Annotated in this window: 15 protein-coding genes; 5 read left to right on the top strand and 10 right to left on the bottom strand. The window is 53.2% G+C overall.

Annotated elements, in window-relative coordinates:
- Window positions 1–11: 11 nt before the first annotated feature.
- A complete protein-coding gene (locus tag ACOTXR_RS03100; RefSeq protein WP_014883773.1) occupies window positions 12–284 on the bottom strand; it encodes a DUF883 family protein in 273 nt (90 codons plus the stop codon).
- A gap of 135 nt (window positions 285–419) precedes the next feature.
- A complete protein-coding gene (locus ACOTXR_RS03095) occupies window positions 420–896 on the bottom strand; it encodes a GNAT family N-acetyltransferase (protein WP_045268120.1) in 477 nt (158 codons plus the stop codon).
- 89 nt (window positions 897–985) lie between these two features.
- Here ACOTXR_RS03095 and ACOTXR_RS03090 point away from each other — a divergent pair, with 89 nt between their 5' ends.
- Window positions 986–1,942: a LysR family transcriptional regulator gene (locus tag ACOTXR_RS03090; protein ID WP_058690016.1), complete on the top strand. Its 957-nt coding sequence runs from the start codon at window positions 986–988 to the stop codon at window positions 1,940–1,942.
- A gap of 309 nt (window positions 1,943–2,251) precedes the next feature.
- Here ACOTXR_RS03090 and ACOTXR_RS03085 read toward each other — a convergent pair whose 3' ends face one another.
- The 5 genes from ACOTXR_RS03085 to ACOTXR_RS03065 are packed head-to-tail and all read right to left on the bottom strand — an operon-like array spanning window position 2,252 to window position 6,394.
- Window positions 2,252–2,872 carry a tetratricopeptide repeat protein gene (locus ACOTXR_RS03085; RefSeq protein ID WP_117581652.1) on the bottom strand — a complete coding sequence of 207 codons (621 nt, stop codon included), beginning with the start codon at window positions 2,870–2,872 and terminating at the stop codon, window positions 2,252–2,254.
- A complete protein-coding gene (locus ACOTXR_RS03080; RefSeq protein ID WP_032636602.1) occupies window positions 2,869–3,675 on the bottom strand; it encodes an SDR family oxidoreductase in 807 nt (268 codons plus the stop codon). The genes ACOTXR_RS03085 and ACOTXR_RS03080 overlap by 4 nt, the downstream gene beginning before the upstream one ends.
- Window positions 3,662–4,327 (bottom strand): TenA family transcriptional regulator, encoded by a 666-nt coding sequence (locus tag ACOTXR_RS03075; RefSeq protein ID WP_058690017.1) that lies wholly within the window; start codon window positions 4,325–4,327, stop codon window positions 3,662–3,664. The genes ACOTXR_RS03080 and ACOTXR_RS03075 overlap by 14 nt, the downstream gene beginning before the upstream one ends.
- The gene (locus ACOTXR_RS03070; protein ID WP_032636599.1) at window positions 4,324–5,766 is read right to left on the bottom strand and encodes an AMP-binding protein; all 1,443 of its coding nucleotides are present in this window, start codon (window positions 5,764–5,766) and stop codon (window positions 4,324–4,326) included. Before ACOTXR_RS03070 ends, ACOTXR_RS03075 begins: the two co-directional genes overlap by 4 nt.
- Window positions 5,756–6,394 carry a thermostable hemolysin gene (locus ACOTXR_RS03065; protein ID WP_226856268.1) on the bottom strand — a complete coding sequence of 213 codons (639 nt, stop codon included), beginning with the start codon at window positions 6,392–6,394 and terminating at the stop codon, window positions 5,756–5,758. Before ACOTXR_RS03065 ends, ACOTXR_RS03070 begins: the two co-directional genes overlap by 11 nt.
- Window positions 6,395–6,561: 167 nt before the next feature.
- Between ACOTXR_RS03065 and ACOTXR_RS03060 the strand changes: the two genes are divergently transcribed.
- From ACOTXR_RS03060 to ACOTXR_RS03045, 4 genes are all read left to right on the top strand, one after another.
- Window positions 6,562–7,104 (top strand): cytochrome b, encoded by a 543-nt coding sequence (locus tag ACOTXR_RS03060; protein ID WP_222834845.1) that lies wholly within the window; start codon window positions 6,562–6,564, stop codon window positions 7,102–7,104.
- A 187-nt stretch (window positions 7,105–7,291) separates the two neighbouring features.
- Window positions 7,292–7,567 carry a metal/formaldehyde-sensitive transcriptional repressor gene (locus tag ACOTXR_RS03055; RefSeq protein ID WP_003857256.1) on the top strand — a complete coding sequence of 92 codons (276 nt, stop codon included), beginning with the start codon at window positions 7,292–7,294 and terminating at the stop codon, window positions 7,565–7,567.
- Window positions 7,568–7,597: 30 nt separating this feature from the next.
- The gene (locus tag ACOTXR_RS03050; protein WP_058690691.1) at window positions 7,598–8,716 is read left to right on the top strand and encodes an S-(hydroxymethyl)glutathione dehydrogenase/class III alcohol dehydrogenase; all 1,119 of its coding nucleotides are present in this window, start codon (window positions 7,598–7,600) and stop codon (window positions 8,714–8,716) included.
- A 160-nt stretch (window positions 8,717–8,876) separates the two neighbouring features.
- A complete protein-coding gene (locus ACOTXR_RS03045; protein WP_045134056.1) occupies window positions 8,877–10,568 on the top strand; it encodes a methyl-accepting chemotaxis protein in 1,692 nt (563 codons plus the stop codon).
- Between the two features lie 123 nt (window positions 10,569–10,691).
- On the opposite strand, the gene ACOTXR_RS03040 is transcribed toward ACOTXR_RS03045, so the two are convergent.
- The 3 genes from ACOTXR_RS03040 to ACOTXR_RS03030 form a co-directional block, all read right to left on the bottom strand.
- Window positions 10,692–13,073 carry a glucose/quinate/shikimate family membrane-bound PQQ-dependent dehydrogenase gene (locus tag ACOTXR_RS03040; protein WP_078309641.1) on the bottom strand — a complete coding sequence of 794 codons (2,382 nt, stop codon included), beginning with the start codon at window positions 13,071–13,073 and terminating at the stop codon, window positions 10,692–10,694.
- Between the two features lie 250 nt (window positions 13,074–13,323).
- Window positions 13,324–14,247: a LysR substrate-binding domain-containing protein gene (locus ACOTXR_RS03035; RefSeq protein WP_014883781.1), complete on the bottom strand. Its 924-nt coding sequence runs from the start codon at window positions 14,245–14,247 to the stop codon at window positions 13,324–13,326.
- Window positions 14,248–14,429: 182 nt separating this feature from the next.
- Complete coding sequence (locus tag ACOTXR_RS03030) at window positions 14,430–15,314, bottom strand: SDR family oxidoreductase (protein WP_014883782.1); 885 nt, start codon at window positions 15,312–15,314, stop codon at window positions 14,430–14,432.
- Between the last annotated feature and the right edge of the window lie 18 nt (window positions 15,315–15,332).

Here is a 15,332-nt window from a genome sequence, read left to right as displayed (position 1 = left end):
AAGGGCCTTGATTATTTACGACCCAGTAGCAGGCCGAGAACAATACCGACGGCACCGGCGGCGATAAGGCCGGTTAGCGGGTTATTTCTGACCGCTTCTGTTACATCAGAAACCGCATCGCTGGCCTGCGCGGCATATTTTTTAGCCGCGCCTTTTACCTGGTGCTTTGGTGAATCGACGAATTCACCAAACTGCTGCTGTGCAGAACCTGCAATTTCATCGAGCTTATTTTTTGCTTTATCTTCAGCAAACTGGGTGTTTTTATCAGTACCGAAATCAGACATCTTTGCCTCCTTGTGTTGATAATTAAAGGATAGCCGCTCTTTGCAGATATGAGAGACGAAAGGTTAATTTCGGCACCTGGCAGGGCTGTTTTCGGATATATCTCTGTGCGAAAGGACTCGCACAGAGAGACGCTGTTATTCGGCAAAACTCAGCAGCGCGTCGCCATCAAGGCGATAGCGCACCCATTCAGACTGCGGCAGCGCGCCAATGCTCAGGTAAAAATCAATGGCGGGCTGGTTCCAGTCCAGAACGCTCCATTCCAGGCGACCACACTGCCGCTTTACCGCGAGTTGCGCGATATGTTTCAGTAACGCTCTTCCCGCGCCTTTACCGCGATACTCCGGGGAAACGTAAAGGTCTTCCATATAGATACCGTTGCGTCCGAGCCAGGTTGAATAGCTGGTGAAGAACACGGCATAGCCGATGATGTTGCCTTCATACTCAGCGATCAACGCTTCGGTGTTACTTCCCGCGCCAAAGAGCGTTTCACGGATCTCCTCTGGCGTGGTAACCACTTCTTCCGGCGCTTTTTCATAGACTGCCAGCTCGTAGATCATGGCGTAAATGGTCGCGGCATCTTCGGGACGGGCCTGACGAAGGATAATGCTCATTGTTATTCCTGCTTTTTGTCTGTTTCGCGATTGATGGCGTTAAGCATACGGAGTATTGTCCGAAGAATTAAGTGCAATGAAATCAACAAATGATGAATATTATGCATCCGGCTTTACGACGTCTTGATTTAAACCTGTTGCCCGTTTTCGACGCGATTTACCGCCATCGTTCTGTTCGTCTGGCAGCCGATGAGCTGGCGATGAGCACATCGGCACTGAGCCATGCGCTTTCGCGTCTGCGCGCGACGCTGAACGATCCGCTCTTTTTTCGGGAAGGGCATCGTATGTCCCCCAGCGTGTATGCTGCTCAACTCGCACCTTCCATCGCTTCCGCACTGTCATTCCTGAATCATGAGCTGACCCCGCAGCCGGAGTTTGACGCCCCCAGCAGTACCGAGAGCTTACACATTGCGATTACGGATTTTACCGCGCTTTGCGTTTTTCCGACCCTGATGCACTCCTTGCAGCATGCTGCCCCTGGTTTGCGTTTTGAATTGCGTTATTTGCCCCACAGCCCGGCGCTGACGGAGCTATTAGCCGGGGAAGTGGATCTGGCGCTCGGGTTCAGTACCTCGGAGGATATTCGTCATCCGGAACTGGAGGAGATAGGCTGGTTCGAAGATGAGTATGTGGTCATCAGTAACGCCAGCCGGACACGGCTGACGCTGGAGGATTATCTCGCGGCCCGACATCTGGTGGTCACGCCCTGGAATGAGAAACAAGGGGTTCTGGATCTGCGGCTTGAACAGTTGGGCTATACCCGGCACATAGCGATCAAAACGCCGTCGATGCTCAGCGCCCCGTTTATCGTTGCACAAAGCGATCTGCTGATGGCGATCCCGCGGTTTGCGGCTGAGAAGCTGGTCGCGGCTGCGGATCTCAGGATATTTGCTTTACCATTTTCAATCCGCGCGTTTGAAGTGAAAATTTACTCGCATAAACGCAGCGGCCAGCGGGGGGCGACCCGCTGGCTTAAGGAGGAGCTGCATAAACTGGCGCAGGCGGTAAGACGTTCAGCTGATGGCGGGGGAAGTCATCCGTCTTAATTTAACGGCAGATAGATATCCGTTTGCAGCGCATGTTCCGGCACCTCGTGGACAAAATTGATGTTGGAGATCGTATCCAGCGAGCCTGTGTGACGCCCGACAGCGTATCGTCCTTGCCTGCGCGGTCGGGCAGGATCCTGACCGATCTTGCGATTTTTATTTGTAACAGGGTTTCGCAGGATTTAATTAGGAATGAGAGAGGCGTTCTTGATATTGATATGACCCTGTTTCGGAAAGAATGTTAGTCGCTGGTATGCCGTTCTGACGTCAATTATCGAACGGCATCCAGTAATTTTCTGCGAAAGTGTTTTATGGAATGCTTTGCAAATCCCTTTCAATATCACGACGGCGCCCGTTGTCAGCGATTTCGCGCCCTGGGCGAGCCGGTGCTTTCAGTGCTTTGGTTAGAAAACGCCTGGCCTCATCCGTTCTTTTCTCTTTTAGAAGGTAATCGCCGTAGAAATAGTTAGGGTCTATACCGTCAGGGTTGATGGCCAGCGCTTTTTTCAACATTTCATCAGCTTTGTCTTTATCACCAAAACCGATCGGCCAGCCGGGAACCTGATAATAAAGAGCCCCCAGGCTTGTCCAGGCTGATCCCTGAAGCGCGTTAGGTTCAATTTCAATCGCTTTCTCCAGGTTAGTGCGGGCTTGTTTAACAAGGCTCAATGCCCCCAGACCACCTTTTGCGCCAGCCCAGCTGCTATCAATGATTGCAGACCAAATTAACAGTGGTGCGCTTGAGTTGTTTTTCATCTGACTTGCCTGATGCGCTTTCTGACTAAGTGAACTAAAGCAGTTCTCTTTTTTGGCTTCCAGAGTTTGATACTGGCACACAGACCAATCGTGTTGTAATTCCTCGAGGGGGGTGTCCGCCAGTGCTACAGTCGGAACTGCTGCAACAAGAAATAGAGCATACAGTTTTCTCATTTGTGTTCTCCTTTCAACGATTTTCTGGCGAATTCCTGAATGACAGGTAATTTTTTTGCTAATGCTCCGTCGACGACGTGAGGAAACCAGGCATTAATTTTGACGAACAGACGCTCCATAATTCCAAAGCGATACCGTTTCTGCTCCGTTTCAAGAAGCCGTGCAAGCTGGGATGCGACATAAATCGGCGAATCGTTGTTATTACCGAGTTTTTGGTTAAGGGCGTAAACCTGTTCGCTGTTGAGCGTGGTTTTTGTTGCGCGTGGAGCGGCATACAAAACGGTAATACCGCTTCCCTGCAATTCCCGACCAAGTGCTTCGGAAAAACGGTGTGTCGCAGCCTTGGTTGCGCTGTATACACTCCACGCCGGATGCCCTATTTCCCCAAAAATTGAACCAATATTAAGCACGATGCCAGGTCTGTTCATTTTATCCAGCAAGGCCCGGGTCAGAAGGGCAGGAATCTCGATATTGGTTCGGATCTGTTCACGAATATCGTCGAATGATTGCTGTTCAAGCAATGCAAAGCGACTGCTTCCTGCGTTATTGATGAGAATGTCCAACCCACCATTCTGAGACAGACTGTTCGCCAGCCCTAATATCTCTTCGTCGGAATAGCTGCGCATTAGGGCGATATTGTGTCGCTCCGGGTGAGGAATGGCATTCTTTAAAAGCGACATTGCCTTTTCATTACGCCCTACGAGATAGAGTCTCGCGCCTTTATGCGCCAGCTCTCGCGCCAGCGCCTGACCGATTCCTCCGCTGGCACCGGTTAGCAGAACGGTTTTATTAAGCAGATTCATGGGCGTTATCTCCCAGTTGGTCAAGCATCTGTCCGTAGAGATGATAAATACGACGAGCCGTGTGGATGATGGCCTCCTGATCGCACTTGTCAGTGATTGAATCCATGAGGGACGCAAAGAATTGCAGATGGCCCTGATCGAGTTCTCCGTGAGAACGCAGGTAGGTGGTTGTCTGCTCAGGCAGCGCCAGAGTATTTTCCAGCTGAGCCGCAACAGCTGTTGCAATTGACACACTAGTGCCTTCCAGCACGAGCACCATGCCAAATATGCTCATCGGGTTTACCCGCTCAATTCGGTAGTAGAGGTAAGCGATCATCATTTCGATGGGCAGACCCGGCATACCATTTCTTACCGCCTCAGGATCCCCCCCACATGCACGAATATCATTGAGGATCCACTCCTGATGCCCATATTCCTCATCAATATATTCAGCGATTGCGCCACGTACGGCTTCGTGAGAGGCAGGAAGGCAGCTGCCAGCACACATTAGTAGCGGAACGGTATGACTGACGTGATAATAAGCCTGTGTCAAAAACGCGATATACATCTCCGCCGAGATATCGCCTGTCTGGCAACGCGCAATAACAGGTGAATTAAGTAAACGTTGACGTTCTACAGCGGTCTGATTCTGTAATTCCTGATAAAAGCTCATGCGTCTTCCTCCTGGCTGCAGGTGAGAATAATATGTTTCAGGGACTGCCAGATGGCGCTTCGTTTAGGGCGACCATTTGCGGTAATCATTTCGGGAGAAGATATTTCGGACGTAAACAGCAATCGGTGAAATTGCGCGTAGTCTGGAAGATGCGCGGAGATACGCATTAACTGTTGACGCGCCAGCTCCTTTTGTCCTTCAAAAGCATCAACAAGCGCAACGTTACGTGTTAAACCGTCACCAAAAATGACTACACGGCGCACAGCAGGGCATGCCATCGCTTCTGCTTCAGGCCATTCTGGAGAAAAATTGCGACCGTATGCGTTTATCTGAACGTTTTTTAAACGGCCAATAATATGAATAAATCCATCATCATCAACGCTTGCAAGGTCGCCAGTAGGAACCGTTGTATTTTGTGATTCCTCCCCGAGATACCCCAGGGCATTGGCTGGACTCGTTACGTGTAGTTGCTGTAAGGGATCAACGGTAACGTTTATACCTGGCAGAGGTTTGCCAACGCTGCTCTTTTTGGAAGAACCAGGCAAATTAAGAGCGACAACAGAACCGCACTCTGATAACCCATAGCCTTCAAAAACGGGTAAGCCTGCATTTGCTGCCAGTTCCATTAACGGCGTCGGAATTTTCCCGCCACCCACGGCCACAAAGCGCAGAGAACGTGTACTTTCAGGCGCCACCTGATGCAGATGGACTAACACCCGTAATATTTCAGGTACAAGAACCAGGCTTTCAGGTTGCCATGTCACTAAGGCCTGTAAAAAACGTTTGGGGTTAAATTGACTTGAACCTTCAAAGCCTGTCTGGGCCGTGGGTAATATCACTGTTTCTGCACCCATTAATAATGGGATATAGATTCCGCACAAATTCTCGAGCAGAATGCTGAGCGGCAGGCTGACAAGATGTTTCTCCGGTGCGATTGGACGCAGAGCGGTAGCGAGTGTTTGCGCGGTCCATAACATTCCCTTCTGACTGAGGCACACGCCTTTAGGTTCACCGGTGGTTCCCGAGGTAAAGGTAATCTTGGATGTCCCCACAGGCAACGACGTTGGGGCAGTTAACTGTCTAACCTGCAGCTTACCGAATGGGAAATCATGTCTGTGCCATCCAGACATACTCTCACCACCAATTTGCGCATCAATCGACGCTGAAGCACGCACCCATTCTTTTTGCGTTTCCGAGAAAAAGGGAGGAATGGGTACAATGACGATCCCGACAGATATACAGGCAAGATCGATAATGGCCCACTCCGGACTATTATCAAGCTCAAGCGCCAGCCTTCTAATCCCCAGGGCGTGGAGCAACGATGCGGCGTTTACGACTGCCTCTAAATATTGCTTCCAGCTCCATAACGTTGTTTCACCCCTAAGAGCAGTTTGATCAGGGTATTGAAGAGCTTGCTGTTTCAGTGCGTTAAGAAACATGATGTTCTCCCGACAGATTAGTCCATGGAGCCTCGGGTAAAGTGTTTATTAACTTCATCAATAGACTGCCCTGAGTTAGCGCAGAATGACCGCCAGCCAGTTCACCGGCCATAATTTGTGGGTCATATTGATAGTATTTTCCCCATTCATGTGCATCATTCCCAAGGCGAGCGGGATTGGCCGGCATGATGAGGATGGGATTCAAATTAAGTCGATGAAAGGTATTGCGAATTTTTTTCGTACCGGTAAACACGATCCATGAAAATTGATACTCAGTAAGGACCTGGCAGAGCGCTGCAAACATGATTCGTGCACTTGCACCATCCCTCGCTGCAAAATTTCCAATTTCGACAATTGCGGCGCGAGAAACAGATTGCGACAGCCGTGACGAAAGCGTTACCTCAATGGGGCTATCGAGATATTTTTCCAGATAAAGAGATCCCTGAGAGGCGATATGTACGCCACTGGCAGCCTTAAGTTCACCATTTGCATCGTAAAGGCCAATAAGCCATGGCATGCAACGGGAAATCGAAGCCTGATAAACCTGCTGATAGTTTTCACGGATTAACGCTGAAATATCATTCTTTTCGTGTTCACCGTGAAGCCATTTAAGAGTGTAGGGGGGCATTATTCGCATCATGAGACCTCTCATATGAGTCTCTTCAATATGAGCGATTAATATTATGACAACCTTAAGAAAGATTTTTTCTTATGTTGTAAGTCGTGAATTAAATTAAGGTATTCTTAAGAATAAACAACACATACTGGCGTATACTCGAAAAAAAGGATTGAGCAATGAACAGAAATTACGCCAGCAGTCAGATCGCATTGCACTGGCTTGTATTTGTAGCCATTATTATCGCCTATGCAGCTATGGAGTTAAAAGGGCTGGCGGTTAAGGGTAGCCCGTTCCGTGTAACTATGGCGATAGTGCACTATACTGCGGGCTTTAGCGTTATGTTACTAATGATTATCCGGGTTGTCCTGAAAATGACACATCGCGACCCTGAAATTATACCACCACCACCACGCTGGCAAATTGTGGCGTCAAAAATAATACACGGATTGTTGTATTTAATGTTTCTCCTGTTACCGTTGCTGGGGATTGCATCGCTTTACTTTGGGCAGATTGAATGGTCCTTTTTTGGAATAAAAATGCCTATAGCCACCTATCTTAATACAGATGCACAGCATACCCTCAAAGAAGTGCATGAGTTTATTGCAAATGCCGGGTATTTTCTTGTCGGTTTCCATGCTCTGGCCGCATTATTTCATTATTACTTCGTTCGTGATAACACGCTGGTGAGAATGTTGCCGATAATACATCGGCATAAATAAGTTTTAAGAACGCCTTGTTGTGGTGGTTATTTCGCATACCGAGGAGCACTCATCCTGATTCATCATTTGTCATAATATGGTCTTTTACCCATATCGCCTAAACCCATGCAATAACCCTATAAAACTTCATGTTTACAAAAAGTTGATTTCATTGATACCATACCCCCCTATAGTATCAGGAGGGCGTATGCCGCATTCACCCGAAGATAAAAAACGTATTCTTACTCGCGTCCGTCGCATTCGGGGCCAGGTCGATGCCCTTGAACGCGCACTGGAGTCGGGCGATCCCTGTCTGGCTATCCTGCAGCAAATTGCCGCCGTGCGCGGTGCTGCCAATGGCCTGATGGGCGAAATGGTAGAAATTCATCTCAAAGATGAGCTGGTGACGGGAGAGACAACGCCGGATCAGCGAGCCGTGCGCATGGCAGAAGTCGGCCATTTGCTGCGCTCTTATCTAAAATAAACCCACACACCTGACAAAAAGGGAAGACCTATGAAATCTCGCGCTGCTGTTGCATTTGGCCCCGGCCAGCCGCTGAAAATCGTTGAAATCGACGTCGCACCACCGAAAAAAGGCGAAGTGCTGATCAAAATTACCCATACCGGCGTTTGCCATACCGATGCGTTCACGCTGTCCGGCGACGATCCGGAAGGTGTTTTCCCGGCGGTACTGGGACACGAAGGCGGCGGGGTCGTTGTGGAGGTGGGCGAGGGCGTGACCAGCCTGAAGCCTGGCGATCACGTTATCCCGCTGTACACGGCGGAATGCGGCGAGTGTAAGTTCTGTAAATCCGGCAAGACCAACCTCTGCCAGGCCGTCCGCGCCACGCAGGGAAAAGGGCTGATGCCGGACGGGACGACCCGTTTCTCTTATAATGGCGAGCCGATTTACCACTACATGGGCACCAGCACCTTCAGCGAGTATACCGTTTGCGCGGAGATCTCTCTGGCGAAGGTGAACCCGCAGGCGCCGCTGGATAAAGTCTGCCTGCTGGGCTGCGGCGTGACGACCGGCATTGGCGCGGTCCATAACACGGCAAAAGTCAAAGAGGGCGATACCGTGGCGGTGTTCGGACTCGGCGGCATTGGTCTGGCGGTGATTCAGGGCGCGGTGCAGGCGAAGGCCGGGCGTATTATTGCGGTCGACACTAACCCGGAGAAATTCAAACTGGCGGGTGAAATGGGCGCGACCGATTTCGTTAACCCGAAAGATCACGAAAAACCGATTCAGGATGTCATTGTTGAGATGACCGACGGCGGCGTGGACTTCAGCTTTGAGTGTATCGGCAACGTTAACGTCATGCGTTCCGCGCTGGAATGCTGCCACAAAGGCTGGGGCGAGAGCATCATTATTGGTGTGGCAGGCGCGGGTCAGGAGATTAAAACCCGTCCATTCCAGCTGGTCACCGGACGCGTGTGGCGCGGCTCCGCGTTTGGCGGCGTGAAGGGCCGTACCCAGCTTCCGGGGATGGTTGAAGATGCTATGATCGGTAAGATTCAGCTCGATCCGTTCATTACTCACCGTTTGCCGCTGGAGCAGATCAACGAAGCGTTTGATCTGATGCACGACGGAAAATCTATCCGTACCGTTATTCATTTCGGCGACAAGTAACTCTTCTGCCAGCGGTTTTTAGCCGCTGGCATTTCTTTAATAATCTTCTCTAAAGTGTGACCAGTGCGGCGTTTTTAGCCGTAATCTAAATTCCTGCCGTGCCGATGACTACTTAACAGGCGTGTTTTTACGCATCTTACCTATAAGAGAGTCGACGGTCATGGACAACACTACTTCGATGCAGGCGCAGCGTAAGCTGGGCTTCTTGCATCACATCAGGCTGGTTCCGCTGTTTTCCTCCATTCTCGGTGGCATTATTTTGCTGTTTGCCTTGAGCTCGGGTCTGGCGGGATATTTCCTGCTGCAGGCCGATAACGATCTGCAGGATGTCACATCAGAGATTCAGGTGCGTATGGGGCTGTCGAACAGCTCAAACCATCTGCGCACCGCGCGTATCAATCTGATCCACGCCGGCGCGGCAAGCCGTATCGCAGAGATGGATGCGATGAAGCAGAACATCAGCGAGGCGGAAACGCGTATCAAGCAGTCCCAGGATAGCTTTAACGCGTATATGAATCGCTCCGTGCGTACCGCTGAAGACGAAGCGCTGGATGCTGACCTGAAAGCGCGCTACGACGCCTATATCGCGGGCATGCAGCCGATGGTCAAATTTGCCAAAAACGGCATGTTCGAAGCGATCATTAACCACGAAAATGAAACCGCGCGCCCGCTGGATGACGCTTACAATGCCGTGCTGCTGAAGGCGATTAAGATCCGCACCGACCGTGCCAATGCGCTAACGGCGCAGGCGCACAGCCGCACGCAGCTGGGGCTGATGTTTATGGTGGGCGCGTTTGTGCTGGCGCTGGTATTGACCGCGATGACCTTCGTTGTGCTGCGCCGCACGGTCATTCATCCGCTACAGCGTGCCGCGAAACGTATCGAGAATATTGCAAAAGGTGACCTGACGATGCCGGACGATGTGGCCGGACGCAGCGAAATTGGCCGTCTGACGCGCGATCTGCAAACCATGCAGCACTCCCTCGAAACAACGGTTGGCACCGTGCGTCAGGGCGCGGAGGAGATCTATCGCGGAACCAGCGAGATTTCTGCCGGTAATACTGACCTCTCTTCGCGCACCGAGCAGCAGGCCGCGGCCATTGAGCAGACCGCCGCGAGCATGGAACAGTTAACCGCCACGGTGAAACAGAACGCTGATAACGCGCATCATGCCAGCAAGCTGGCGGAAGATGCCTCCGGAAAAGCCAGCCGTGGCGGCCAGATGGTCTCCGGCGTGGTCAAAACGATGGGCAACATCTCCAGCAGTTCGAAGAAGATCTCTGAGATTACCGCCGTGATTAACAGCATTGCTTTCCAGACCAATATTCTGGCACTGAACGCGGCGGTAGAAGCGGCGCGCGCGGGTGAACAGGGGCGTGGATTTGCGGTGGTAGCCAGTGAAGTGCGTACGCTGGCAAGCCGTAGCGCCAACGCGGCAAAAGAGATCGAAAGCCTGATCAATGAGTCGGTTTCCCTTATCGATCAGGGGTCGGGTGAGGTGGTGGCTGCGGGTAACACCATGAATGAAATCGTCGACGCGGTTAAGCGCGTGACCGACATCATGCTGGAAATTGCCGCCGCATCGGATGAGCAGAGCCGCGGTATTGTGCAGGTCAGCCAGGCGATTTCGGAGATGGATAAAGTGACCCAGCAGAACGCCTCGCTGGTGGAAGAAGCATCCGCAGCCGCGGCATCCCTGGAAGAACAGGGCGCACGTCTGACCGAGGCTGTGGGGGCGTTTCGTTTAAGCGGCGCGAAGCCTGGCCGCGCGGTGACGTCTGTGCCAGTGGCGAAGAACGCGCCGTTGCGCCCGGCGGCGACGGTTTCCGGAGATAACTGGGAGACGTTCTGAGCCGTGGGGTGTGTCGGGTGGCGGCTACGCCTTACCCGACCTACAAAAACCAGGTCAGTAGGCCCGCGTAAGCGAAGCGCCACCGGGCAGAAAAAAGGGACCCTTCGGTCCCTTTTTCACAGCTTATTTCTTATCAGGTAACGCGTATGCGATAACGTAATCACCGCGATCCGGTGACTGGCGAGCGCCCCCGGCGTTAATGATGATGTACTGTTTACCGGTTTTCGGTGAGACGTAAGTCATCGGGCCGGACTGGCTGCCAACCGGCAGTCGGTCTTTCCAGATCTCTTTTCCGGTGGCGGTATCAAACGCACGCAGGTAGAAATCCTGAGTACCTGCGAAGAACAGCAGGCCGGACTGGGTTGAGAGCGACGCGCCCAGCGTTGGCATCCCGATTGGGATAGGCATGTGCATGCGAATGCCCAGAGGGCCGGTGTCTTCCACCGTACCGACAGGCACCTGCCACACCAGTTTGCCGGATTTCAGATCGACCGCGGACATGGTGCCGAACGGCGGTTTCTGGCACGGAATGCCGAGCGGTGACAGGAAACGTTCACGCATTGCGCCGAACGGCGTGCCGTCCATCGGGACGATGCCCATCTCAATGCCGCTGGCGTCTTTCGCCACGTTAGCGCGCGGCACCATGTAGTTTGCCAGTCCGAGGCGCATATCGTTGACGAACATCAGGCTGTTGTTCGGGTCAACCGAGACGCTGCCCCAGTTCATTCCGCCCAGCGAGCCAGGGAACTGCAGGGAACGGTCAAGACCCGGCGGGGTGAAGACACCCTGATGACGCATCTCTTTAAACTGAATACGGCACAGCAGCAGGTCGACAGGCGTCGCGCCCCACATGTCGGATTCAGTCAGCGTCTGGTTGCCAATCATCGGCATGCCGACGGAATACGGCTGGGTGGGTGAGTAGCGTTCACCTTCAACGTTACCAGCCGGTACCGGACGCTCTTCTACCTTCGCGACCGGCTTACCGGTTTCGCGGTTGAGCATAAAGATCATGCCCTGCTTGCTGGTCTGCACCAGTACAGGCGTGGTGCCGCCTTTGCCGTCAGGCAGGTCATACAGCAGCGGCTGGGAAGGCAGGTCGAAGTCCCACAGATCGTGGTGGGTGGTCTGGAAATGCCAGCGTACCTGGCCGGTGGTGGCATCAACGGCGACGATAGAAGAGCTGTATTTATCGTCCAGCGCGGTACGCTCACCCGCCCAGAAATCCGGGGTGGCGTTGCCGGTTGGCAGATAAATCAGGTTCAGTTTGGCGTCGTAAGACATGGCCGACCAGACATTTGGCGTACCGCGGGTGTAGGTCTGTCCTTCCGGCGGCAGGCCGGTCAGGTTCGGATTACCCGGATCCCACGCCCAGGCCAGCTTACCGGTGTGAACGTCATACGCACGTACCACGCCCGGGGGTTCGCCGGTGGAGAAGTTATCCGCGACGCGACCGCCGACGACGACCACGTTCCCGGCGACCAGCGGCGTGGAGGTCTGCTGATAATATCCCGGCTTGATCTCACCCATACCGATGCTCAGATCCACGGTGCCGTGGTCGCCAAAATCTTCGCAGACCTTGCCGTTATCCGCATTGATGGCAATCAGGCGGGCATCGGTGGTCGGCAGGAACAGACGGCGAGGGCATGCGGCAGGCTGCGCGGTTTCCTGTGACGTTGTCACGTTCTGGTGGTCTTCAAAATAGCCCAGACCGCGGCATCGCTGCCAGTTAGGCGCGGTGGCTTTAGAATCGTAGCGCCATTTTTCTTTCCCGGAGTCCACGTCCAGCGCCAGCACTTTACTGTACGGGGTACAAACGTACAGCGTATCGCCAATCTGTAAAGGCGTGTTCTGGTCTTCCGCGCCAGAGCCGTTGCTCTGTGGAATATCGCCGGTATGGGCAACCCAGGCGACTTTCAGTTCGCTGACGTTTTGCTTGTTAATTTGATCCAGTGCGGCGAAGCGGTCACCGTGTGTGGTGTTGCCCCAGTGCGCCCAGTTCTTTTGCTGCTCACCGGGTGCGACGGGTTTAACCGGAACGGGTTCATTCGCCGCCACGAGAGTCTGGGGCTTAAACATCCAGCCAAGGCTGACCAGCATCGCCACGGCCAGGACCGCCGCAACGCTAAAAGCAGGCGCCTTGTTGGGGTAATTGTGGTTTGCTCCACGCAGGTAAGGCCAGACGATGGCACAAAGGAAAGCCAGTACGGCGAAGGTAAACAGGCGGGAGAAGAGCGGCCAGAAATCCCAGCCCGCATCGCTTACCGCCCAGACCAGCGAGGCAATAAACGCGATGCTGTAAAGGACAATCCCGCTGGTGCGATTGAGGAAAATCAGGATCGCGGCAATCACCATTACCACGCCCATTATCAGGAAGTAACAACTTCCGCCCACGGTGGCGAGCTTAAACCCCAGCCCGCCGACGGCCAGACCGATGAGCAACATCAGTCCGGCAAGAAGCCACTGCAGGATACGCGGTATCCCACGTGGCGCGCTGCCAAATGCCATTTCTGTCTCCTTAGATCCCGCCGCTATGCCGGGTGTACCAGTTGGGTAATAAAATCGGCGGGAATAATGATTAACACGGGTGAATTCATCTTTATCAAAAGATTTACGAACCATTTGGTGAATTCGTGGCTATGATAAAACTGTTAAATTGTTTTACGCAATTGTTAATGAATCATTCCGCATTATTTGATTAGCGCACAGGACAGATCCCTCGCCCCGTTGGGGTGAGGGTTAGGGTGAAGGGAAGAATTCAAACCGGCATGGATTTACGGATGGCGCTCAGCAGCGTCTGCGCACCCGTTGAGAGCGGCGTGTCTACGCGGGTTAAAATGCCGATAGGTTCACCGGCACCCGGGGCGGTCACCGGCAGAGCGGTCAGGGTTCCCTGACGCAAATCATCTTTTACCGCACCGGAGGGAACGAACCAGACGTAGTCATAATCGAGGGTGAGCTGGCGTGACAGCGAGGCCGACAGCGTTTCGATACACCCTGATGGTAGTGTACATCCCTGCATTTGCAGCAAGTTTTCGGCGGCCTGGCGCGGGACGGTGCCTTTCGGGCAGACCACCACGGGCCATTCCATGACGCGGCTTAACGTCACGGTATCCTGCAGTAAAGGATGGTCGGGACGCACCACCAGCTTCAGGGATTCCAGAAACAGCAGTTCGTAATTGAGACCGCCCATCAGTTCAGGGTCAGACATACGACCGATACCCAGATCCAGTTCCCCCGATTTGAGCCCCGCGAGCAGCATGGTGTTATTCATGGTGGCAACCTGAATCGTGGTATGCCGTTGCTGCTTGTGGAATTGACCAATCACGGGCGGCAAAATGCCCAGCGCTGCGGTAGGCAAGGCACCCACACGTACCACGTCACTGGTGTGCTCTTCTTTTCTGTGCAGGGACTGGCCTGCGGTGTTGAGCGCATCCAGCACCTTAACGGCGTGCGTCAGGAACTGTTCGCCCACGAGGGTAAGCTGTGCGCCCAACCGACCGCGATCGAAAAGACGGGCGCCGGTGAGCTGTTCCAGCTCGTTAAGGGTTTTTGAGAGCGCAGGCTGGCTCAGATTAAGGGTTTCAGCCGCTCGCCCCAGCGTTCCCTGTTGAGCGACGGCCACAAATGTATGCAAATGGCGCAAGCGTATGCGCTGACTGAACAGACCATTTTTTTCCATAGGCGATGTTAAAAACAGAGCGATGCGGGTGACAAGTTAAGTTGTTTAATTTTGATAACCTGATAGCAAAATATTTTTAACATTTGATCTGTTTGAGTTACAACATGTTTTTCGGGAGGGGCTGCAGGCGAACGTCCTTGTTCATTTATTGCTCATTGCCGAGGGGTTACATCAGTATCCCATTAGATCACGCCATCCCCGCCGTCAGAACACCACACCTGACCGGACGTATAGGAACACGCATCCGAGGCCAGCGTGACATACAGCGGAGCAATTTCTACCGGCTGACCCGGACGCCCCAGTGGCGTATCGCCGCCAAACTCCTTCACTTTTTCCATTGGCTGACCGCCGCTTGACTGCAGCACCGTCCAGTACGGTCCAGGCGCCACCGCGTTGACGCGAATGCCTTTTGGACCCAGCTGTTTGGCTAAGGATTTCGTAAATACGGCCAGACAGGCTTTCGTCTGGGCGTAGTCCAGCAGCACGGGGCTGGGCTTCACTGCCTGAACCGAGGAGGTGTTAATGATAACGGACGACGCCTTCAGATGGCGCAGCGCCGCCTTGGTGATCCAGAAGGGGGCATAAACGTTGGTTTTAAACGTCGCGTCAAAGTCTTCTGTGGTGAGCTCTTCCAGGGATTCCCGGTACTGCTGACGACCCGCGTTATTGATCAGAATATCCAGGCCACCCAGCTTCGAGACGGCTTCCTCGACCAGATTCTGACAGAAGGTTTCATCCCGGATATCCCCCGGCAGCGCGATGGCTTTGCGTCCTTCCGCTTTGATCAGCGCGATCACCTCTGCGGCGTCTTTTTCCTCTTCAGGTAAATAGTTGATGGCAACGTCAGCCCCTTCACGGGCATAGGCGATAGCCACCGCGCGACCTATCCCGGAGTCACCCCCGGTGATCAGCGCTTTTTTGCCGGTAAGGCGGCCATGCCCTTTGTAGCTTTTTTCCCCATGATCGGGTACAGGTTGCATCTCTGATGCCAGTCCCGGCGGCGTTTGCGGCTGTTCCGGGAACGGGGGTTGCGGGTAAGCGTTCGTACGTTGTGTAGTATCACTCATAGCTGACTCCTTAAGCCA

The organism is Enterobacter cloacae complex sp. IR53030 (genome assembly GCF_049238365.1).
GTDB lineage: Bacteria > Pseudomonadota > Gammaproteobacteria > Enterobacterales > Enterobacteriaceae > Enterobacter > Enterobacter kobei.
Note: the sequence above shows the minus strand (reverse complement) of the source record. Positions and strands in the feature narration are given on the sequence as shown.